Below are 19,072 nucleotides of genomic sequence, written 5' to 3'. Positions count from 1 at the left end.
ACCAAGCGCCAGCAGTGATTTATCCGTTGCGACCGGGCGAAATAGAACGCGAACGCGCCCCTCAGGCGGCCAGCTGCGCGGAGAGAGCGGATATCATCGTCTCCCACACCGAGAACCCGAGCGTCACCTTCATCGCGAAGTCGGCGGCGAAAAACAGGAACAGCCCCGCGCCCGCGAAGTGGGCCTTGCGCAGGTCGACGCGGTGGGCGAACCGGTGGAAGAACAGTGCGTTGACGAGGCTCACGGGAATGATGGCGAGCATCTCGCCGGCCCAGATGGCGCTGGCGTGGGCGCTGTACTGCGCGGCGAGCGTCACGGTGACGAGCTGGGTCTTGTCGCCGAACTCGCCGAAAGCCATCATGGCGAAGATGGGCAGGAAGCCACCGAGGGCGTTCGGGACCTGCCAGTCGAACAGCGGGACGCGAACGTCGAGCTGTCCGCCGTCGGTCGTGAAGCTGGTCGCCGGGTCCGCGTCGCCGTCCTCGTCTGCGGCCGGTGCAGTGCGGACGAGCAACACGGCGAAGAGCACGAACATCACCGCCGTCAGGCTGTCGAGGACGATGTCGGGCAACAGCGTGGTCACCGTCGAGCCGAGCCAGACCTCGAGGGCAGTCCAGCCCGCGAACGCCGCGCCCGCGGCGCTCACCACCAGGAACGGATTGAACCGCGTCGACAGGCCGGCGATGATGAACTGCACCTTCTCGCCGGGCAGGACGGCCAGCTGCGCACCGGCCGCTATCGCCACGACGGTCAGCCAGCTCACGTCGCTCACGCTTCGCTCACTCCGTCCTCGGGTCGCTCAGACTCCGGCCGACGGACCTGGATCGCGTCGGCGATGTGGTCCGGTAGCGACACCGCCGCGCCGCTCTCCAGCTTGACGGTCACCATCCCGATGGGGGCCACCTCGTCGACGGTCAGGACCGTCCCCGGCGTGACGCCGGCATCGGCGAGGTACGTGAGTTCGGCGGGGTCGCGGTCGCGGACGCGGGCCACTTCGAGCCGGCCGCCCTCCTCGTGCTCTGAGAGCGCGGTCCCCGACGCGTCGTCGACCGGGTCGAGGGCCTCGCTCGGAATCGGGTCCCCGTGGGGGTCCACCTCGGGTTCGTCGAGTGCAGCCGCGACCCGCCGCTCGAACTCCTCGCTGATGTGGTGTTCGAGCACCTCGGCCTCCTCGTGGACCTCGGCCCAGTCGTAGCCCAGCTTCTCGGTCAGGAACGTCTCCAGCAGGCGATGGTGGCGGATAATCTCCAGGGCCACCGTCTCGCCCTCCGCGGTCGTCGTCACCCCCTTGTACTTCTCGCGCTCGACGAGGTCGCGGTCCGCCAGCTTCTCGACCATGCTGGTCACCGTCGGCGGCGTCACGTCCAGCGTCTCGGCGATGGTGGACGTGGCGATCGGCGGCTCGCCGTCCCGTTCGAGCCGATAGATCGCCTTGAGATAGTCCTCCATCTGCTCGCTCAACATGGAAGGAATTAGATGCGTCTAATTCAAAAGTATAGCGGTTCAAACGAATACCGCTCGGCCGACGGATCACTCGTCGGCGGTGTACGTCTCGCGGCGGGACCGACTCAACAGCCAGAGGAACAGATACCCGATAGCGCCGAGCACGAACAGCGTGGCCGGGATGAGAAATGGGCCGAACGTCCGTACGAGCGCCTCAATGACCGGCAACGCGACCATACTCTCCGGTAGGGTCGCCTGACTGATAAACGACGAGGGTCGAGCGACTGCGAGCAAGCGCGAGTGTCGCCTAGATCAGGTCGCGGTCTTCGAGCGACGTCATCACGTCGTCGACGAAATCGTCGACGGTCTCGTAGGGGAAGTCCCCGTCGAGTTTCGTGTTAAGTTCCATCGCAGTCATCGAGAAATCGCCGGATTCGAACTTCGTCGACGGCCCGTTCGGTAGCGCCGGGAGGAGGTCCATCGGATTCGAGACCGGGTAGTCCGCGTCCTCGAACGCTTCGACGAACTGGGAACGGAGATCGTCTTTATTAGCCATGCGCTGACGTTGTACCAGATATGTCATAAAAGGTTCGACATCGAGACACTCTCCCGTTGTTGTAAGTTTATCCCGACACTGCAACGTTGATTGGGCGTCGGCCCCACGGTCCGGTATGACGGGACTCTCCCGACGACGGCTCCTCCAGTCCGGCGCGCTGACAGTTGCGGGACTCGCCGGGTGCGCCCTCCCCGGCGGCGGAAGCGACGGCGAGACGGACGGACGCAGTGGCACAGGCGGGAACGGCGACTCGGGCGACGACACGGACGGAACTGGCGACTCGAACGACGGTACGGGCGGGTCGAACGACGCCGACGATCTCGCAGACCTGGAACTCGGCGTCGAGACGCTGGCCACGGGGTTCACGTCCCCGGTCGACGTGGCCGCGCCGACGACCGACGACACGTACGTCGTCGACCAGCCCGGCCGACTCTACCGCGTGACCGACGACGGTTTCGAGACTGTGCTCGACCTCCGGGACCGCGTGGTCGACGTGAGCGGCTACGACGAGCGGGGCCTGCTCGGCGTCGCCTTCGACCCCGACTTCGACGGGAGCGGCCGGGTCTTCCTCCGGTACAGCGCGCCGCGGCGCGACGGCACGCCGACCGGCTACTCGCACACCTTCGTCCTCTCGTCGTTCGAGGTTGGCGACGGGTCGTTCGACCCCGACAGCGAGCGGACGATTCTCGAGATTCCACAGCCCCAGTCGAACCACAACGCCGGCGACATAGCGTTCGGCCCGGACGGCTACCTCTACGTCGGCGTCGGCGACGGCGGCGCTGGCGGCGACCAGGGCCGGGGTCACGTCGAGGACTGGTACGACGGCGTCGGCGGCGGCAACGGCCAGGACGTGACCGAGAACCTGCTCGGGAGCGTCCTCCGCATCGACGTGGACGCCGACGGCGACGACCCGTACGCGGTCCCCGACGACAACCCCCTCGTCGGCCGCGAGGGACTCGACGAGCAGTACGCCTGGGGCTTTCGTAACCCCTGGCGGTTCTCCTTCGGGCCGGACGGCCGCCTGTTCGTCGCCGACGTGGGCCAAAACGAGTACGAGGAGGTCAACCTCGTCGAGCGAGGTGGCAACTACGGCTGGAACGTCCGGGAGGCGACCCACTGCTTCGAGGCCACCGACTGTCCGACGGAGACACCAGACGGCGAACCGCTCGTCGACCCGATTATCGAGTACCCCCACGGCGGAGCCGAGGTGGCCGGCATCTCCGTCATCGGGGGCTACCTGTACGACGGCGAGGCGCTTCCGACGCTACAGGGCCGCTACGTGTTCGCCGACTGGCGCGCAGACGGTCGGCTGTTCGTCGCCACCGAGGCCGACGACGGGCTGTGGCCGGTGACGCCGGTCCCTGTCGACGGAGACACCTTCGGCTCGGGAGTGCTCTCGTTCGGGCGGACGCAGAGCGGGGAGCTACTCGTCTGTACGACTGACGCCGGCGGCGTCAGCGGCGAGACGGGGGCTGTCCACCGGCTCGGGCCGGCCTGACGACGGAACTTCGGACCGTCAACGCGTCCGGCGGTCGTCGCCCGTGTCTCGCCGGGCCAGTCGCTCGGCGGTCTCCCTGTCGGTCTCGACGCGCCGGTCGCGCTCGCTGCGGACCAGCGCGTAGAGGAGCAGCGGCGCGGCGAGCGCCAGTCCCAGGAACACCAGGACGAACAGGCCGCTTGCGGCCGGCATCGTCAGCCGAGGAAGACGTCGACGATGTCGCTCCCGGCCGAGCCGGTGTCCCGGTACAGCTCCGAGTAGCCGCAGTTCGTACACGAGACGACCTGGAACTGGTTCGTCTGGATGTCGAACATCTTCGAGATGCCGCCGCCGGTCGTCGAGATCGTGCCGACGTCGGTTTCCGTGTGACCGCACTTCGGGCAGCCGCGCTCGTCGTCGTGTGCTGAAGGCGTGTTGGAGGGCATTGCAGACCGACGTTGCCCCGCCAGCGTAACAAATCTGTTGGGGGCGTGTGAGACCGTCCGCACCCCCTCGTTCGGCGATTCACTCTGCGCGTCGCTCCGCGTGGCCCGTCGCGATCAGTCGTCAGCGGCGATGGGGTCGCCGTGGGACACTTCGTCGCCCAGCAAGTCCATGAACTGCGCGAGCCACTCGGGGTGGTCGGGCCACGCCTGACCGGTGACGAGGTTCCGGTCGGTGACGACGCCGTCGACCCAGGAACAGCCCGCGGCCTCGCACTCGGCGCGGCAGGCCGGATAGGAGGTCATCTCGTAGCCGTCGAGCACGTCTGCGGCGGCGAGGATCTGCGGTCCGTGACACAGCGCCGCGACGGGTTTGTCCTCCTCGAAGAAGTGCTGTACGGCCTCGATGACAGCGTCGTATGTCCGAAGATACTCCGGCGCGCGCCCGCCGGGGACGACGAGTGCGTCGTACTCGCTCGGTGTCACGTCCGCCATCGTCGCGTTCAGCGCGAAGTCGTGGCCGCGGGACTCCATGTAGGTCTGGTCGCCGCGGAAGTCGTGGACCGCCGTCTTGATGGTCTCCTCGGCCTCCTTCTCGGGGCACACTGCGTCCACGTCGTGTCCCACCATCTGGAGGGCCTGGAACGGGACCATTATCTCGAGGTCTTCACCGAAATCGCCGACGATCATGAGGATGTCTTTGCCCATCGGTATCACCACCCAGTGGTACGCTCGGCGCGAAGATAAAGCCGCAGGAGAATTACCAGAGTTCTGTCACTCGTCGAATTCGCCGAGCACGTCGTCGATGTCCGCCAGCGAGTCGACGACGTAGTCCGGCGTCACGTCGCTCCGTTCGAGGGCCGCGTCGTCGGTGACGCCGGTTCGCACGAGGACGGTGGTCATCCCGTGTCGCTCGCCCATGGCGATGTCGGTGTCGAGGCGGTCGCCGACGACCAGGCAGTCCGACGCCGCACAGCCGAGGCGCTCCAGGGCAGCCTCCGCGGCAGCGTCGGATGGCTTGCCGAGAATGCGGTCCGGTTCCCTGCCGACGACGCCGGCCACGGCACTGATGATCGCGCCGGAACCGGGCACCGGGTCGCCGTTCTCGCCGGGGAACGTCCGGTCAGGGTCGGTCCCGAGGAAGGCCGTGTCGTCGTCGACGGCCCGGAGCGCGTCGACCATGTCGCGGTAGTGGAAGCCGTCGGTCCACGACGCCAGTAGCACGTCGGTCTCTGCGGGGTCGGCGGCCAGTCCCGCACCCGTCCGCTCGACGAGCCCGCGGAGCCGGTCGCTGCCGATGAGGAACACGTCGTCGCCCGCGTGCACTTCGTCCAGATACTCGCGGGTGACGACGCCGGAGGAGCAGGCCTCGCCCTCGCGGGCGTCGATACCCATTCCGCGGAGTCGCTCGACGTACTCACGGCCGTCGTGGATCGGGTTGTTCGAGAAGAAGCAGATGTCGATGCCGCGGTCCCTGATGGCGTCGACCGCCGCGCTCGCGCCCGGAAGCGGCGCGTCGCCGTGATACACCGTTCCGTCGAGGTCGACGACGATCCCATCGAGTGTCATCGTCCGTACTCGGGGTCGCGAGGTGAAAAGTCCGTCTCAGTTCCGCAACTCGACGCCGGTCACCTCGAACCGCGCGCCGCCGTCCTCGCTGTCGGTCAGGTCGACCGACCAGCCGTGGGCCTCCGCGACCTGCTCGACGATGGCCAGACCGAATCCGGTGCCGTCCTCGCTGGACGTGTAGCCCATCTCGAACACCTCGTCCGCGTCATCGCTAACGCCGCTGCCGTCGTCGGCCACGTAGAAACCTGCGTCACCGAACAGGCCAACCTCGATCTCGACCTCGCCGTCGTTGTGTTCGATGGCGTTGCGGAACAGGTTGGCGAGCAAGTCCTGGACGCGGCCCCGGTCGGCTTCGAGTTCAGCGCTGGACGTGACAGCCAACGAGGACTGTTCGGCCTCGATCCAGTTCCAGGCGGTCGAGGCGAGCGTCTCCAGTTCCGCCTCCTGAGGGTCGTCGACGGTCCGCCCCTGACGGGCCAGCGTGAGCACGTCCTCGATGATACAGCCCATCCGGTCCAGCGACCGATCGATCTTGTCCACCAAGTCGGCGTTCTCCTCGTCGGGAACGTCGAGCAGGTCGACCGCACCCTGGGCGACGTTCAGCGGATTGCGGAGGTCGTGGCTGACGACGCTCGCGAACTCCTCTAAACGCTCGTTCTGGCGCTCCAGTTTTCGCTGGCGCTCGACGCGGTCGGTGATGTCGCGGGAGACGAGCTGGAACGTGTCGCTCTCGCGGTAGCTGTCGACGGGGATGTACTGGTTCTGGTAGTGCCGGTCCCCGACGGCGTCCTCGCTCCGAGTCGCCTCGCCGGTCTCGACCACCTGCCTGCCCGCCTCGATGCGCTGGTCGGCCACCTCGGGGTCCATCACGTCCCGGAGGTTCCGGTCGGCGAGGATCGACGTGTCGGCGCCCAGCCGGTCGGCCATCGAGGGGTTCACCGAGAGGATCTGCCCGTCGATGGTGAGATGGGCGATTCCGTCGGGCGAGTCCGCGACCAGCGATTCGAACTTCTTGCGGGTCCGGTCCTGCGAGACGACGTTCTCGATCCGGTTGGCCAGCCGGCCGTACTGCTTGTCCTCGACGACTTCGAGTTTCAGGAGGTAGTCGGCGACGCCGGCGGCGATGGCCGCGCTCGCCGTCTCCTCGTCGCCGCGACCGGTCAGGAGGATGAAGGGGATCGAAGGGTTGTCCCGTCGGATCTCGTCGAGTAACTCCAGTCCGTCCATCTCGGGCATCTCGTAGTCGCTGACGACGCAGTCGAATCCGCCCGACTCCAGTCGTTCGAGTGCCTCCGACGCGCCTGTCGCGGCAACCGCATCGATGTCGTGTTCCTGCGTGAGCGTATCGGCCGTCATCTCCGCGAAGAAGTCGCTGTCGTCGACGACCAGCGTCCGTATAGTATTGATAGATGACATGAGCGCGCTTGGGTCCTTGTCTACCACACGGTGTGTCGGTACTTATATTGCAAGGAGAGCGCTCCGCACGTCACGCGAACGCGGGCGGCGCGAGCGAGAGCGTGACGCCGGGGCTGTGATGAGTAAGTGAGATAGTATTTTCACCTGACAACTCTACCGGTGCTGGCGGCGCACCGGTCACGGCGGCGTCGACGCGGTCGAGTCGCCAGGGGTCGTGACCGATGCTCCCGACCAGGCGCGTTCCAAGCGGTCCCGCCGCGAAGTACCGCTGGCGGTCCACGAGGAACGACGCCAGCGAATCTGGTGGGAGGGCCACCGGCTCCCCGGTCGCCTCGTAGCGGCACTCGAACAGTCGACGGTCGCCGGCGTCGAGGACGCGCCGCCGCTCGCTCGTCGGCAGTACCCGTGGGACGGCGTCACCGGGTGCGACGTGAAACAGTTCCGAGACGGCCGTTCGCGTCCGGGGATCGTCACAGAACAGAGCGAGGACGGCGACGCCGCGCTGTCCCGATGGCCCGCGCACGTACGTCCGGACCGTCAGTAGCTCCGCCGGGCGAGAGACCGTGACGCCGAACAGGTCGACGCGCTCGACGGTGGCCGCGATCGCGGACACCCACGCGTCGCCGTCGGCCGTCTCGACCGCGAGCCAGTCGGGGACCACCGCTTCCGCGCGCTCTCGCGCCACCGGCCAGTGGCAGAAACACACGTCGTCGAGCGTCGCTTCGAGCGGGCGGAGCGCTACCACACCGGTACTCCGTCGGACACGCTCATCAGTGTAGCGGGCCGGACGTGAGAGCCCGCGTAGTATCGCGCGCCGGCGACGGGCCGATAGACTGCGTCACACCGGCACCAGAATTTTGCCCGCGTCCGCCGAAGCGCCGAGCATGGAGTTCGAGGTACTCCAGGGCGACATCGCTGCACAGTCGGCGGACGCGCTGGGCAACGCCGCGAACACGAGCCTGCGGATGGGGTCCGGCGTGGCCGGCGCACTCAAGCGCGCGGCCGGCTCGGGCCTGAACGACGAGGCCGTCGCGAAGGGGCCCGTCGACCTCGGCGGCGTCGCTACCACCGACGCCTACGACCTCGACGCGGAGTACGTCATCCACGCCGCCGCGATGCCGCCGGGCGGACAGGCGACGGCCGAGAGCATCCGCGACGCCGCGAGAAACGCGCTCGCCGAGGCCGACGCGCTCGACTGCGAGTCCCTCGTCTTACCGGCCATCGGCTGTGGCATCGCCGGCTTCGACTTCGAGGAGGGCGTGCGAATCATCTGCGAGGAACTAGCCGCGTTCCAGCCGGACTCGCTGACGGACGTACGCCTCATCGCGTACTCCGACGACGACTACCGGGCGATGCGGCGCGTCGCCGAGGCCGTTCGTGACTGAGTGGGCGGGTCCGGGCGGTGTCCGGTCAGCGGTGGACGCGCCCGGCTCGCCACTCCCAGGCCAGTTCGAGCGTCCCCCAGAGCACGAGCCACAGCGCCGTGATCAGGAACACCATCGCCGTCGTCGAGAGGAACTCCAGCGAGGCGGCCGTCTCGACGATTGGTACGTAGAAAGCGACCCCGATAGCCAGCGCCATCCCGAGGCCCACGGCGCTCGTCAGCCAGTGCTCCAGGCTGCTGGCCGACTCACAGAGCGGTCGCTCGCTGCAGGAGTCGGCCCGGTCCGACCGTTGCTTGTTCATTGGTACCATTCCCCGTATATGATCGTCGAACGTCGACCGACATAAATGTGCGCTCGACTACCAGTACGCGAGAACGCCACGCGCTCCGCAGAGTCCAATCGTGGGCGTACTCCGGGTTACTCGTGACCCGAGACCCGCACCGGCTCGTAGGGCTCTTCGAGCCACGCCACGTCGCTGTCGTCGAGATCGATGTCCAGTGCCGCGACGGCCTCCTCTAAGTGGTCGAGGCTACTGGTCCCGACGATGGGGGCGTCGACCCAGTCTTTGTGGAGGACCCAGGCGAGCGCGATCTGGGCCATCGACGCGTCGTACTCGTCGGCCAGTTCCTGGACGCGCTCGTTGACCACGCGGCCGTTGCCCTCGAAGTACGGGTGTCCGCGGGCGTAGTCGTCGGTTTCACCGCGCCTCGTTGCCTCGACCTCCTCGTGAGGCCGGGCGAGATAGCCGCGGGCCAGCGGGCTCCACGGCACGACGCCGACCCCTTCCCGGTCACACAGCGGGAGCATCTCGCGCTCCTCCTCGCGGTACAGGAGGTTGTAGTGGTTCTGCATCGTCTGGAACCGCTCCAGCCCGAGCCGATCCGAGGCGGACAGCGCCTCGGCGAACTGGTGGGCCCACATCGACGACGCGCCGACGTACCGCGTCTGCCCGCGCCGCACCGCGTCGTCGAGCGCGCGCAGCGTCTGCTCGATGGGGGTGTCGTAGTCCCAGCGGTGGGTCTGGTAGAGATCCACGGTGTCCATTCCGAGCCGGTCGAGGGAGTTCGACAGTTCCTGTTCGAGGGCCTTCCGCGAGAGCCCGCTCGAATTGGGGTCGTCCTCGCGCATCTCCCCGAACCCCTTCGTCGCCACGACCTGCGAATCCCTGTCGTAGTCGTCGAGCACGGTCCCGAGGATCCGTTCGGACTCGCCGAGCGAGTAGACGTTCGCGGTGTCGAAGAAGTTGATTCCGAGGTCGATGGCCCGCTCGATGATCTCGCGGCTCTCGTCCTCCTCGAGCACCCAGTCGCGCCACTCTGAGCTCCCGAAGCTCATGCAACCCAGGCAGATGCGGCTGACTTCCATCCCCGTCGAGCCGAGCGTGGTGTACTCCATACGCGACCCCGCGAGCGCGCCGGCGAAAAAGCTTCGGCGCGTCAGAGCGCCTCGGCGGCCACCCGGTCGACGTAGACACGGGCCAGCGCGTAGCCGGCGACGGCGACCGCCACCGTCCCAGCGACGTGGCCGTAGGTCACCAGCGTGGGGCTGTCGACGGCCAGCTTCGCCACCGTCGTCGCCGGGTGTTCGGGCAGGAGGACGGCCCCGCCGAAGACGACCAGCGTCAGCACCGAGTACAGCAACTGGGCCGGCCGTCGCCGCTGGAGCGTGATGCCGAGGACGACGCCGAGGGTCACGACCACGACGGCGACGGCCGTGACGAACAGCGTGATCGCGCCGAGGTTCGAGACGGCGATGCCGTTCGCGGACAGCAGTGCGACCCACAGCAGCGCCTGCGCGGGAGCGAGCAGGACCATCCCGAGCGCCTTCCCGTCGACGATGTCGAGTAGCGACACCGGAGCGACCCGCAGCAGTTCGAGCGTGCCGCGCTCGATCTCCTCGGTGACGGTGTCGACGACCACCGAGCCGCTGATGAACGCCGGCAGGAACAGGAGCAGGGGGATCAGGATGGTGTAGGTGAAGCCGAAGTACTGGCTCGCGCTGACCGAGCGCGGGAGCGGCACGGGCGGCTGATCGAGGTGGGCCGTCCGCTCGACGCGCTCCTGTCGTTCGAGCGCGCTCAGGACCCGCCGGACCTCCACGACGATGAGCGTCGACCGGATGCTCCCCTCGGGGACGGTCGCCGTGACGCCGATTCGCTGGCCCGGCCCCGCCGCCGACGGCACGTAGTCGCCGCGCAGTACCGCGTCGACCTCCCGGCGCTCGAACGCGCGCTGTGCGGCGGCCTCGCTCTCGAAGACCGTCGCGCTCGCTCGCTCCTGCTGTGCCGCGGCCGCCTCCAGTTCGTCGCGGGCGTCGCCGGTGACCGCGAGTTCCACTTCGCCGGCCGAAACCGAACTCGGGTCGTACAGCGACGTGAGGCCGACGACGAGGAACGACGAGAAGGCCGCGACGAACAACTGGATGAGCAGGGCGAGCACGATGGTCTTCTCGCGGGAGAGCGACCGAACGTCCCGACGGGCGACGACGAGTCGCGGATCGCGCCAGAACGGGCGGTCGTCAGACAAGGGTGCTCACCACCGCGAGGTTGTAGGCGAAGTGAACGACGACGGCGAGGCCGAGGCCGCCGAGGTAGGCGCGCCAGCCGCGGCTCGCCCCCACCGACGAGATGGCCGCCGTCACCGCGTGCAGCGCGAGCGGGAACAGGAACAGCAGGCCCGCGACCCACAGCGGCAGGCCGGCGGGCAGGACCGTCCCCTGGAGCGCCGCCTCGCCGATGGGCAGGGTCTCCAGATTCGAGAGGCGCGCGATGAGCAGGCCCTTCTCCGCGACGAAAAATCCCAGGCCCGAGAGCGCGCCGATACCGAGCGCCGACCGGAGCGTCCGCTCGTAGCGGGCGTGCTCGTAGCCGGCGTAGACGTGCAGGCTCTTTGCCACCTCCTCGATGACGACGATGACGCCCAGCGCGAGGACGATGCCGAGCGACTGGTTCGTCCCGAAGACGTTCAGCGAGACCGAGTCGAGGACGAACAGGAACGCGACGGCCGCCAGCTCGGCGACGACGACCAGCGGCAACAGGAAGACGCTCAGTTTCAGCGCGCTCCGGCGCGACGTGATGCGGCCGGCCAGCGCGTCGAGCACCTTCAGCGGGATGGGGCGCTGGGTGAACATGTCCTCCTCGCGGTAGAGGCCCGCCCCCAGGCCGAACAGGACCAGTCCGGTCAGCAGCGGGGGCGTCGTCGAGAAGACGAACGACGAGAGCGGAATCGCCCGCCCCGTGAGGTCCATCACGACGAGCGTGAGCGGCGAGATGAGCGCGATGGGCGTCACGTCGGTGAAGATGGCCGGGACGAACGCGTAGGATGTCAGCGTCACCGTCACCGTCACCGTCACGAACGTGAGTTCCTTGAACGAGCGAGCGAACATCGCGCCGCAGAACGTCGCCGAGAGGAACAGCACGACGAGCGGGACGACCGCGAGCACCGCGACGTGACTGCCCGACGGCGCGACGCCGCCGAACCGGAGCGCGGCGGTGATGAGCGCCGTCACGCCGACGGCTCCGAGGAGGTACGGGAGCGTCTTGCCCCCGATGATGTCCCCGCGAGAGGCGGGCGTCACGAGCAGGAGTTCGCCGCGGCGGTTCAGCCGCTCGGAGAGCATCGAGGAGCCGTAGGCCTGGATGACGAAGTTCATCGGGACGACGTAGAGGAACGCGAGCACGAGCGACTCGAAGGGGAACGGCGGCGAGATGTCCGACGGCGTGCCGCCCTGGACTTCACCGGTCAGGCGCGCGCCGAGCGCGCCGAGGTTCGCACCGCTGCCGCCCGCAGCCTCGCCGGTTCCGCCGGTACCGGACGCCGACCCGTCGCTCCCACCGTTACCGCCTCCCGACGCGCCGTCACCGCCGCCAGAGCCGCCTGCGCCACTCCCGTCGCCGTTGCCCCCGTCGCCGCCGTCCGACCCGCTTCGCGGATCGATCGCGCTGCTGCCGTTCTGTTGGGCGTAGACGAGCGTCACGGATACCGGGAACGCGGCGGTCTGATTGTCGTCGCCCGCCATCGTCCGGTCGTTGTACCCCTCAGTGCTGGAGCGGAGTTCCGCGAGCGCGGCCCGCTCTTTCGCCGTCCGGGGGACGCTCCTGAGCTGGGTCCCCCTGTAGAGCAGTTCCTGTTCGTGGCGCTCGACGGCCGCCGGGTCCGGGTCGCGGACGTCGAACGACGGGTCGTCGGCCGCCACGTCGCGGTACGGGCTGTCGTCGTCGACGCCGATGCGGTAGATGCCCGCGTCCATTCCCGCGCCGCCGCCCCCGCTGACCGCGACCGCCGCGACCGCGCCCATCGCGACGAGCGCCACCGCCATCACGGCGAGCGTCCGTCGGTCGACGCCGCCGGCGTTCTTCGTCACTTCCCACTTCGCGATCCGCAGCAACGTCCGCGGTCGCATCTACTCGGCGTCCCCCTCGACGTAGCGCGACCCCGTGGTCCCCGCCTCGGCGACGTTGAGGAACACCTCCTCCAGGCTGGACTCCTCCGTGCGGATGTCGACCACGTCGCCGCCGTCCGCCTCGGCCCGCTCGCGCGTCGCCTCGACGGCGTCCATGCTCTCGACGACCCGTCGGTACGTGCCGTTCTCCCTGACCGCGTCGGGCACGTCGACGGTCGTGTAGACGTGATAGCGCGTGTGGCCGTACTCGGCCTGGAGCTCCGAGAGGTCGCCCCTGGCGACGATCTGCCCCTCGTTCATGATGGCGACGCGGTCGCAGATGGACTCGACGTGAAAGAGGTTGTGCGCCGAGAAGACGATGGTCTTGCCCGCCTCGGCCAGCTGTTCGGTGAACTCGATGACGTAGTTCGTCGTGAGCGGGTCCAGTCCCGACGCCGGTTCGTCGTAGATGAGCACGTCGGGATCGTTGATGAGCGACCGGGCGATGGCGACCTTCCGCTTCATCCCCTTGGACATGTCACCGAGCTTCCGGTCGCGGTGTTCCAGTTCCAGTTCGTCCAGCGTGTCGTGCATCCGCTCGTCGGCCACGTCAGCGGGCACGTCGTAGAGGTCAGCGAAGAACTCCAGATACGAGATGGGCGTCATCTCCTCGTACAGCGGCGACTCCTCGGGCAGAAAGCCGAGCCGCTGTCGCATCTCGGCGGTCTCCGTGTCGAGACCCGCGATTTCGGCGTGTCCGCTCGTCGGCTCCAGCAGGCCCGCGAGCATCTTCAGCGTCGTCGTCTTCCCGGCCCCGTTCGGGCCGATGATACCGAACACCTCGCCGCGGTCGACCGAGAACGTACTGCCCTGTACGGCGACGAAACCGCCGTACTCCTTGCGAATATCCCGGGCTTCGATCATCTTGGCGTGGCTTGCGAACGGACCAACCTATACCTTGGCTCCGCCCTATCCATTCTGATAATGGCACTCGGACTCGGTGACGCGACCGCCGCGCTCGAACGGACCCCGGACGGCCGACGGCTCGTCGTCCGCCGCGAGACTGCGGCCGCCGCCGCGGCCGTGTGGGACGTGCTGACCGACACGCACTGCTGGCCGGCGTGGGGCCCGTCGGTGTCGGCCGTCGACTGCAGCGACCGATACGTCGAGCGTGGAACGACCGGCCGGGTCCGAGTCGTCGGGACGGTCTGGCTCCCCTTCGAGGTGACGGCCTGCCGAGACTATCGCTGGACGTGGGACGTGGCGCGCCTCCCGGCGACGGGCCACTTCGTCGAGGAGCGGGACGAGGGGGCCGTCGTCGGCTTCGAGATTCCGCCGCTCGCGAGCGCCTACGCGCCGGTCTGTGCGCGGGCCTGTCGCCGCATCGAGACGATCGCAGACGGACGGGAGTGACCTGACGACCGGCCCCTCGGTGCCACGGCCGGACCGGTCACGCCCCGAGGGCGGCCTCGGCGTCCGCTACAGCCGCTTCGGTCCGGCTGTCGACGCCAGTGACTTCGAACCGGGTACCGCCCTCGTCGCTCTCCGTCACGGCCAGTTCCCACCCGTGCGCGTCGACGATCCGCTGGACGATTGCCAGTCCCAGCCCGCCTCCACCGTCAGCAGTCGAATAGCTGTCTTGCAGTACGGCTTCACGCTTCTCCGGCGGGATTCCGGGGCCGTCGTCGGCAACGTAGAAGCCGCCGTCCATCGAACTGACGCGGACCGTCAGGTCCCCGGTGCAGTCGTCGTTCACGTTCTGGCTTCCCGCAGAGCCGTGCTCGACCGAGTTTCGAAAGAGGTTCTCGAACAGGTGGCGAAGCCGGTCCGGATCGGCCTCGATAGTGTCCGTCACCTCGTTTCGGAGGGTCGCGTCCCCCGTTGGGACCGACTGCCAGCTCTGATCGACCAGCTCCCGCAGGTCGACCGCCTCGGTATCGCTGATGACGTGGCCGGTCCGGGCCAGCAGCAGGGTCTGGTCGATGATCGTCCCCATCCGGTCGAGCGCGGCAGCGGTGGTTTCGAGACGCGGGGAGTCGTGCTCCTGCCGGGCGAGTTCGACGTTCCCCGACGCGACTTCGAGGGGGTTCCGGAGGTCGTGAGCGACGAGGGAGGCGAACTCGTTCAGTCGCTCGTTGCGCTCTTCGACAGCCGTTCGTTGCAGTCTGTGTCGCTCGGCGTCGACGGCGCGAGCGATTGCGCGCGCCTCGAACACGCCGATGGCCAGTCCGCCGGCCCCGCCGACGGCCGCGGCGAACAGCGCCCAGCCCAGGTCCCCGCCGAACGTGCCCGACGGCCAGGCGACCATCATCGCCAGATTCAACAGCAGGAAACTCCCGAGACCGCCGGCGAACCACGCTAGGATACGGGGGTACTGTGTCGGCGACAGGGCGGCGCGCTCGAACCACAGAGCGACGAGCACGATGCTCAGCGCGAACGGGGCGACCGACAGCAGACTGAGGACGTACTGGTACGTGAGGACGACTCTCGTCGGGAGCCCGAAAAAGTAGAAGACGGACCAGAGATGCGTCACGAAAAGCAGCGCACCGACTCCCTGAATCGCCTTCGGGACGTACGCCACAGCCGATCGGTGCTCGTGCGATGTACTCACTCGTTACAACCCATCGAAACAGAGCGGTATAAGGTCGTTGGCCGTCAGAGCGGGTCTGCGAACCGTCGCGACCGCTGTGAGTGTTCGTGCTACTCGGCGAGGACGTTGTCGATGAGGAGTCTACTGTTTCGCGACGCGGGCGTCGGATACCTTGTGAATGTCGTCGTCGATACCGGTGCCGTCGCAGTCGTCGTTCGGGCATCGATAGTGCCAGCCGTCTTCCGTCGCCGCTCGCTCCGTGAACCGGTCACCGCACTCGTCGCAGTAGAGCTGGCCGGCCGAGCACGTGTCCCGGTGGAGTTCGAGTTCGAGTTCTGTCCCGAATGTCCGCTTGCAGTTCCGACAGATATGAGTCATATTCGATTGTACTGAGTCAACCCTTATAGCGATACCGGAACGTTCACGGCCCCTTCTTTCCGTTGTCGGCAGATTAGATCCTTTCGCCGTCAGTCGATTTTCAGTGTGTGAAAGACTACGATTACTGACCAGTAATGGTCGTCAGAAGTATGTGTCGGCAGGCGGTTCGAGGAGTCGCCACCGCCGCGGGACGACAGTGCGATAGTCCCCATTGAAACGAGTGGCACACCGACCGTACTGTCATCGTGCGATCGGGTGCGCGCTGACGGTCACTGGCTCCGATAGACGGGGTCCGCGCTACTCCGAGACGGACACGTCGATCCGGGCACCGCCGTTCGCGCTCTCCCGGGCGGCGACGGTCCAGCCGTGAGCGTGCGCGATCACCTGGACGAAGAAGAGTCCGTATCCCTCTCCGTCTCGCGTCGTTCCGTACCCCAGTTCGAACACGTCCTCCCGCTCGTCGTCGGGAATCCCGGGACCGTCGTCATCCACGTAGAAGCCGCCGTCCGCGTCCCCCACCGTCACCGTCACGCCCTCGCCGCCGTGGTCGACCGCGTTGTCGAACAGACGCTCGAACAGCAGGCGGAGTCGGTCCGGATCGGCGTCCACCGTCATATTAGTCGCGATGTCAAGTGTCGCGTCCCCGCGGTCGGTCGCCGACCACGCGTCGCTGGCGACGTCTGCGAGCGAGACTGGTTTCGGGTCGGTGACCGGACGGCCGATGCTTCCGAGTTGCGAGAGGTCGGTGAGAAACGACTCCACACGATCGACCGACCGGCGCAGGGGTTCCTCGTGTGGTTCGCCGATCTCCATCAGGTCGAGTCGGCCCATGACGACGTTGAGCGGGTTCTTCGCGTCGTGTGAGACACCGCTGGAGATATCGTCCCACTGGGCCGTCGCGGCCCGCCAGTCGGTCGGCCACCGCCTCGCGTACGCTTCGAGCCTCGCGGCCAGCAGTTCCGCGTCCACGTCCGCTGGAAGGTAATCCGTGACGCCGGTCCGCAGTGCGGCCTCCACGCGAGTCGGGACCGGTTCCGCGGCGAGGACGACGACGGGGACCGCCTCGTCGACGGCCCTGAGCGACTCGAACACGTCGAGACCGTCGGTCTCACCGTCGCCGACGACGACGCCTCTGACGGAGCCATCGGCGAGGCGGTCCCGGACGGCGGTCGGGTCGGCGACCGTTTCGACCGAGGCCGGCGAGTCGGTGAGCGCGTCGGCCAGGTCCGGGGCGCGGTCTGTCGCTTCGCTGCCGACGGCGAGGTAGACTGACCCACGAGCGAGCGTCATCTCGTGGCACTACGAAAACGGGCGGTAAGAAACCGTCGCTGGCCTACAGCAGGTCTTCGATGTGGTCCGCGACTTCCTCCGGTGTGTCACCGACGGGGACTCCGTTGTCCTCCAGCGCGGTGATCTTCGACTCGGCGGTCCCGGTCCCGGACCCGGAGACGATCGCGCCGGCGTGGCCCATGCGCTTGCCCGGCGGGGCGGTGCGGCCGGCGATGAAGCCGGCGACGGGCGTGTCCATGTTCTGACCGATGAAGCGGGCGGCCTCCTCCTCGTCCTCGCCGCCGATTTCGCCGCACATGACGACTGCGTGGGTGTCGGGATCGGCCTCGAACAGTTCGAGCGCGTCGATGAAGTCCGTCCCGATGATCGGGTCGCCGCCGATGCCGATGGCGGTCGTCTGGCCGAGGCCGCGGTCGGTGAGGTTGTCCACGACCTGGTAGGTCAGCGTGCCCGAGCGGGAGACGAGACCGACGTTCCCCTCGGAGAAGATGTTGCCGGGCAGGATGCCGAGCTTGGCGACGCCGGGCGTGATGACGCCGGGACAGTTCGGACCGACGAGGTGCGTGTCGGTCTCCTGCTGTTTGCGGTAGACGCGGGCCATGTCCTGTGTCGGGATGCCCTCGGTGATGGCGACGACGAGGTCGATGCCCTTCGCGTCCAGGCCCTCGAAACAGGCGTCGGCCGCGAACGCAGGCGGCACGAACACGACGGAGGCGTTGGCGTCCTCCTCGCGGGCGGCCTGCTGGACCGTGTCGTAGACCGGCACGCCGGCGACCTCCTGGCCGCCGCGGCCGGGGACGGCTCCGGCGACCACGTTGGTGCCGTACTCCAGCATCTGTTCGGTGTGGAACTTCCCTTCACCGCCGGTGATTCCCTGTACAACGACGCGCGTGTCTTCGTCGACTAGAACACTCATGCTTCCACCTCCTTCGCGTACTCGACTGCGCGCTGGACGGCGTCCTCCAGCGTGTGCTCGACCGTGACGAGGTCCTCGTTCAGGATCTCCATCCCCTCCTCGGCGTTGGTGCCGGCGAGGCGGACGGTGACCGGTTTCGGGATCTCGTCGAACTGCTCCAGTGCCTGATTGATGCCGTTTGCGACCTCGTCGCCGCGGGTGATCCCGCCGAAGATGTTGAAGACGACCGAGTCGACGTTGTCGTCGGAGAACACCATGTCGAGGGCGTTCGCGATGCGGTCGGCCTTCGCGCCGCCGCCAACGTCGAGGAAGTTAGCCGGCTCGCCGCCGTAGTAGTCGACGAGGTCGAGCGTCGTCATCACGAGGCCCGCGCCGTTGCCGATGATGCCGACGTTCCCGGAGAGGCGGACGTAGTCGAAGCCGTACTCGTCGGCCTTCTGTTCGAGTTCGTCGCCCTCCGCCGCTTCCTCGCCCATCTCCGCGATCTCGGGCTGGCGGAACAGCGCGTCGTCGTCGATGTTCATGACGGCGTCGGCGGCGATGACCTCGTCGTCGCTCGTGATCATCAGCGGATTGACCTCGACGTCGCTGCCGTCGCGGTCGTCCCAGAGCTGGTAGAGCGTGGTCAGGACACTCGCCACGTCGTTGGCCACCTCGCGGTCGACGCCGGCCTCGTAGACGACCTTCCGGGCCTGGAAGGGGTGCATCCCGAACGCGGGGTCGATGTGCTCGCGGGCGATGGCGTCGGGGTCCTCCTCGGCGACCTCCTCGATGTTGACGCCGCCCTTGGTCGAGACCATGGCGACCGGCTCGCCCTCGCCGCGGTCCATCGTCACGCCGACGTACAGCTCGTTGACGAAGTCGACGGCTTCCTCGACGAGGACCGTCGAGACGTGGTAGCCCTTGAGGTCCATCCCGAGGATGGCGTCGGCGGCCTCTTCGGCCTCCTCCTTGTTCTCGACGAGCTTGATCCCGCCGGCCTTCCCGCGGCCGCCGACGTGTACCTGTGCCTTGATGGCGACCGGATACCCGATCTCCTCGGCCGCGTCGACGGCCTCGTCCACCGTTGTAGCTAGCTGCGATGCGGGCGTGGGAACTCCCGCGTCAGCGAAGACTTGCTTCGCCTGGTATTCGTGCAAGCGCATGTCAAACGAACAGGCGAGCGGTGACGATTTAAATCCGTCTTTATCGAACGCTCGGAACCGGCGACTCGATTTCGCGATGCAAAG

General features: G+C 67.8%; 23 protein-coding genes. 3 read left to right on the top strand and 20 right to left on the bottom strand.

Annotation, left to right across the window (positions count from 1 at the left end; translation table 11 throughout):
• Window positions 1-61: 61 nt before the first annotated feature.
• The 4 genes from ACOZ4I_RS06280 to ACOZ4I_RS06265 all read right to left on the bottom strand — a co-directional run bounded on the left by ACOZ4I_RS06280 (window position 62) and on the right by ACOZ4I_RS06265 (window position 1,999).
• The gene (locus tag ACOZ4I_RS06280; RefSeq protein WP_424004103.1) at window positions 62-772 is read right to left on the bottom strand and encodes a TMEM165/GDT1 family protein; all 711 of its coding nucleotides are present in this window, start codon (window positions 770-772) and stop codon (window positions 62-64) included.
• Window positions 769-1,464 (bottom strand): metal-dependent transcriptional regulator, encoded by a 696-nt coding sequence (locus ACOZ4I_RS06275; protein WP_424004101.1) that lies wholly within the window; start codon window positions 1,462-1,464, stop codon window positions 769-771. Before ACOZ4I_RS06275 ends, ACOZ4I_RS06280 begins: the two co-directional genes overlap by 4 nt.
• Window positions 1,465-1,530: 66 nt before the next feature.
• Window positions 1,531-1,680: a hypothetical protein gene (locus tag ACOZ4I_RS06270; protein ID WP_424004099.1), complete on the bottom strand. Its 150-nt coding sequence runs from the start codon at window positions 1,678-1,680 to the stop codon at window positions 1,531-1,533.
• Between the two features lie 70 nt (window positions 1,681-1,750).
• The gene (locus ACOZ4I_RS06265) at window positions 1,751-1,999 is read right to left on the bottom strand and encodes an MTH865 family protein (RefSeq protein ID WP_424004097.1); all 249 of its coding nucleotides are present in this window, start codon (window positions 1,997-1,999) and stop codon (window positions 1,751-1,753) included.
• Between the two features lie 115 nt (window positions 2,000-2,114).
• Between ACOZ4I_RS06265 and ACOZ4I_RS06260 the strand changes: the two genes are divergently transcribed.
• Window positions 2,115-3,497, top strand: coding sequence for a PQQ-dependent sugar dehydrogenase (locus tag ACOZ4I_RS06260; protein ID WP_424004095.1), 1,383 nt, complete (start codon window positions 2,115-2,117; stop codon window positions 3,495-3,497).
• Between the two features lie 18 nt (window positions 3,498-3,515).
• Here the strand turns inward: ACOZ4I_RS06260 and ACOZ4I_RS06255 are convergent, their stop codons facing one another.
• The 6 genes from ACOZ4I_RS06255 to ACOZ4I_RS06230 form a co-directional block, all read right to left on the bottom strand.
• Window positions 3,516-3,689 (bottom strand): hypothetical protein, encoded by a 174-nt coding sequence (locus ACOZ4I_RS06255; protein WP_424004093.1) that lies wholly within the window; start codon window positions 3,687-3,689, stop codon window positions 3,516-3,518.
• Window positions 3,690-3,691: 2 nt separating this feature from the next.
• Window positions 3,692-3,922 (bottom strand): zinc ribbon domain-containing protein, encoded by a 231-nt coding sequence (locus tag ACOZ4I_RS06250; protein ID WP_424004091.1) that lies wholly within the window; start codon window positions 3,920-3,922, stop codon window positions 3,692-3,694.
• 114 nt (window positions 3,923-4,036) lie between these two features.
• On the bottom strand, window positions 4,037-4,627 hold the full coding sequence (locus ACOZ4I_RS06245) for a DJ-1/PfpI family protein (RefSeq protein WP_424004088.1): 591 nt from the start codon (window positions 4,625-4,627) through the stop codon (window positions 4,037-4,039).
• A 66-nt stretch (window positions 4,628-4,693) separates the two neighbouring features.
• Window positions 4,694-5,488 carry an HAD-IIA family hydrolase gene (locus tag ACOZ4I_RS06240; RefSeq protein WP_424004086.1) on the bottom strand — a complete coding sequence of 265 codons (795 nt, stop codon included), beginning with the start codon at window positions 5,486-5,488 and terminating at the stop codon, window positions 4,694-4,696.
• A gap of 36 nt (window positions 5,489-5,524) precedes the next feature.
• The gene (locus ACOZ4I_RS06235) at window positions 5,525-6,904 is read right to left on the bottom strand and encodes a response regulator (protein WP_424004084.1); all 1,380 of its coding nucleotides are present in this window, start codon (window positions 6,902-6,904) and stop codon (window positions 5,525-5,527) included.
• A 70-nt stretch (window positions 6,905-6,974) separates the two neighbouring features.
• Window positions 6,975-7,649 (bottom strand): DUF2071 domain-containing protein, encoded by a 675-nt coding sequence (locus ACOZ4I_RS06230; RefSeq protein WP_424004082.1) that lies wholly within the window; start codon window positions 7,647-7,649, stop codon window positions 6,975-6,977.
• Window positions 7,650-7,788: 139 nt separating this feature from the next.
• Between ACOZ4I_RS06230 and ACOZ4I_RS06225 the strand changes: the two genes are divergently transcribed.
• Window positions 7,789-8,289, top strand: a complete 501-nt coding sequence (locus ACOZ4I_RS06225) for a macro domain-containing protein (RefSeq protein ID WP_424004080.1) — start codon at window positions 7,789-7,791, stop codon at window positions 8,287-8,289.
• A 25-nt stretch (window positions 8,290-8,314) separates the two neighbouring features.
• On the opposite strand, the gene ACOZ4I_RS06220 is transcribed toward ACOZ4I_RS06225, so the two are convergent.
• The 5 genes from ACOZ4I_RS06220 to ACOZ4I_RS06200 all read right to left on the bottom strand — a co-directional run bounded on the left by ACOZ4I_RS06220 (window position 8,315) and on the right by ACOZ4I_RS06200 (window position 13,593).
• Window positions 8,315-8,590 (bottom strand): hypothetical protein, encoded by a 276-nt coding sequence (locus ACOZ4I_RS06220; RefSeq protein WP_424004078.1) that lies wholly within the window; start codon window positions 8,588-8,590, stop codon window positions 8,315-8,317.
• 116 nt (window positions 8,591-8,706) lie between these two features.
• Entirely contained in the window at window positions 8,707-9,684 is a 978-nt protein-coding gene (locus ACOZ4I_RS06215; protein WP_424004076.1) for an aldo/keto reductase, read from the bottom strand.
• A 41-nt stretch (window positions 9,685-9,725) separates the two neighbouring features.
• Window positions 9,726-10,814 carry an ABC transporter permease gene (locus ACOZ4I_RS06210; RefSeq protein ID WP_424004074.1) on the bottom strand — a complete coding sequence of 363 codons (1,089 nt, stop codon included), beginning with the start codon at window positions 10,812-10,814 and terminating at the stop codon, window positions 9,726-9,728.
• The gene (locus ACOZ4I_RS06205) at window positions 10,807-12,690 is read right to left on the bottom strand and encodes a PrsW family intramembrane metalloprotease (protein WP_424004072.1); all 1,884 of its coding nucleotides are present in this window, start codon (window positions 12,688-12,690) and stop codon (window positions 10,807-10,809) included. The genes ACOZ4I_RS06210 and ACOZ4I_RS06205 overlap by 8 nt, the downstream gene beginning before the upstream one ends.
• Complete coding sequence (locus ACOZ4I_RS06200) at window positions 12,691-13,593, bottom strand: ABC transporter ATP-binding protein (RefSeq protein ID WP_424004070.1); 903 nt, start codon at window positions 13,591-13,593, stop codon at window positions 12,691-12,693.
• 60 nt (window positions 13,594-13,653) lie between these two features.
• On the opposite strand from ACOZ4I_RS06200, the gene ACOZ4I_RS06195 reads away from it, so the two are divergent.
• Window positions 13,654-14,082: an SRPBCC family protein gene (locus ACOZ4I_RS06195; protein ID WP_424004068.1), complete on the top strand. Its 429-nt coding sequence runs from the start codon at window positions 13,654-13,656 to the stop codon at window positions 14,080-14,082.
• 37 nt (window positions 14,083-14,119) lie between these two features.
• Here the strand turns inward: ACOZ4I_RS06195 and ACOZ4I_RS06190 are convergent, their stop codons facing one another.
• The 5 genes from ACOZ4I_RS06190 to sucC all read right to left on the bottom strand — a co-directional run bounded on the left by ACOZ4I_RS06190 (window position 14,120) and on the right by sucC (window position 18,988).
• The gene (locus tag ACOZ4I_RS06190; RefSeq protein ID WP_424004785.1) at window positions 14,120-15,124 is read right to left on the bottom strand and encodes a sensor histidine kinase; all 1,005 of its coding nucleotides are present in this window, start codon (window positions 15,122-15,124) and stop codon (window positions 14,120-14,122) included.
• A gap of 276 nt (window positions 15,125-15,400) precedes the next feature.
• Window positions 15,401-15,637: a transcriptional regulator gene (locus tag ACOZ4I_RS06185; RefSeq protein WP_424004066.1), complete on the bottom strand. Its 237-nt coding sequence runs from the start codon at window positions 15,635-15,637 to the stop codon at window positions 15,401-15,403.
• Between the two features lie 297 nt (window positions 15,638-15,934).
• Window positions 15,935-16,927 (bottom strand): sensor histidine kinase, encoded by a 993-nt coding sequence (locus ACOZ4I_RS06180; RefSeq protein ID WP_424004064.1) that lies wholly within the window; start codon window positions 16,925-16,927, stop codon window positions 15,935-15,937.
• Between the two features lie 43 nt (window positions 16,928-16,970).
• On the bottom strand, window positions 16,971-17,843 hold the full coding sequence (sucD, locus tag ACOZ4I_RS06175) for a succinate--CoA ligase subunit alpha (protein ID WP_424004062.1): 873 nt from the start codon (window positions 17,841-17,843) through the stop codon (window positions 16,971-16,973).
• On the bottom strand, window positions 17,840-18,988 hold the full coding sequence (gene sucC / locus ACOZ4I_RS06170) for an ADP-forming succinate--CoA ligase subunit beta (protein WP_424004060.1): 1,149 nt from the start codon (window positions 18,986-18,988) through the stop codon (window positions 17,840-17,842). Before sucC ends, sucD begins: the two co-directional genes overlap by 4 nt.
• Window positions 18,989-19,072: the final 84 nt, after the last annotated feature.

Origin of the sequence: Haloarcula salina (assembly GCF_049603855.1) — an archaeon.
Classification (GTDB): domain Archaea; phylum Halobacteriota; class Halobacteria; order Halobacteriales; family Haloarculaceae; genus Haloarcula; species Haloarcula salina_A.
This window is presented reverse-complemented; position numbering and strand designations above follow the sequence as displayed.

Coding starts and splice junctions, on each gene's coding strand:
- ACOZ4I_RS06275 (WP_424004101.1), bottom strand. CDS start 1,464: ATGTTGAGCGAGCAGATGGAGGACTATCTCAAGGCGATCTATCGGCTC.
- ACOZ4I_RS06270 (WP_424004099.1), bottom strand. CDS start 1,680: ATGGTCGCGTTGCCGGTCATTGAGGCGCTCGTACGGACGTTCGGCCCA.
- ACOZ4I_RS06265 (WP_424004097.1), bottom strand. CDS start 1,999: ATGGCTAATAAAGACGATCTCCGTTCCCAGTTCGTCGAAGCGTTCGAG.
- ACOZ4I_RS06260 (WP_424004095.1), top strand. CDS start 2,115: ATGACGGGACTCTCCCGACGACGGCTCCTCCAGTCCGGCGCGCTGACA.
- ACOZ4I_RS06255 (WP_424004093.1), bottom strand. CDS start 3,689: ATGCCGGCCGCAAGCGGCCTGTTCGTCCTGGTGTTCCTGGGACTGGCG.
- ACOZ4I_RS06250 (WP_424004091.1), bottom strand. CDS start 3,922: ATGCCCTCCAACACGCCTTCAGCACACGACGACGAGCGCGGCTGCCCG.
- ACOZ4I_RS06245 (WP_424004088.1), bottom strand. CDS start 4,627: ATGGGCAAAGACATCCTCATGATCGTCGGCGATTTCGGTGAAGACCTC.
- ACOZ4I_RS06240 (WP_424004086.1), bottom strand. CDS start 5,488: ATGACACTCGATGGGATCGTCGTCGACCTCGACGGAACGGTGTATCAC.
- ACOZ4I_RS06235 (WP_424004084.1), bottom strand. CDS start 6,904: ATGTCATCTATCAATACTATACGGACGCTGGTCGTCGACGACAGCGAC.
- ACOZ4I_RS06225 (WP_424004080.1), top strand. CDS start 7,789: ATGGAGTTCGAGGTACTCCAGGGCGACATCGCTGCACAGTCGGCGGAC.
- ACOZ4I_RS06220 (WP_424004078.1), bottom strand. CDS start 8,590: ATGAACAAGCAACGGTCGGACCGGGCCGACTCCTGCAGCGAGCGACCG.
- ACOZ4I_RS06215 (WP_424004076.1), bottom strand. CDS start 9,684: ATGGAGTACACCACGCTCGGCTCGACGGGGATGGAAGTCAGCCGCATC.
- ACOZ4I_RS06205 (WP_424004072.1), bottom strand. CDS start 12,690: ATGCGACCGCGGACGTTGCTGCGGATCGCGAAGTGGGAAGTGACGAAG.
- ACOZ4I_RS06200 (WP_424004070.1), bottom strand. CDS start 13,593: ATGATCGAAGCCCGGGATATTCGCAAGGAGTACGGCGGTTTCGTCGCC.
- ACOZ4I_RS06195 (WP_424004068.1), top strand. CDS start 13,654: ATGGCACTCGGACTCGGTGACGCGACCGCCGCGCTCGAACGGACCCCG.
- ACOZ4I_RS06185 (WP_424004066.1), bottom strand. CDS start 15,637: ATGACTCATATCTGTCGGAACTGCAAGCGGACATTCGGGACAGAACTC.
- ACOZ4I_RS06180 (WP_424004064.1), bottom strand. CDS start 16,927: ATGACGCTCGCTCGTGGGTCAGTCTACCTCGCCGTCGGCAGCGAAGCG.
- sucD (WP_424004062.1), bottom strand. CDS start 17,843: ATGAGTGTTCTAGTCGACGAAGACACGCGCGTCGTTGTACAGGGAATC.
- sucC (WP_424004060.1), bottom strand. CDS start 18,988: ATGCGCTTGCACGAATACCAGGCGAAGCAAGTCTTCGCTGACGCGGGA.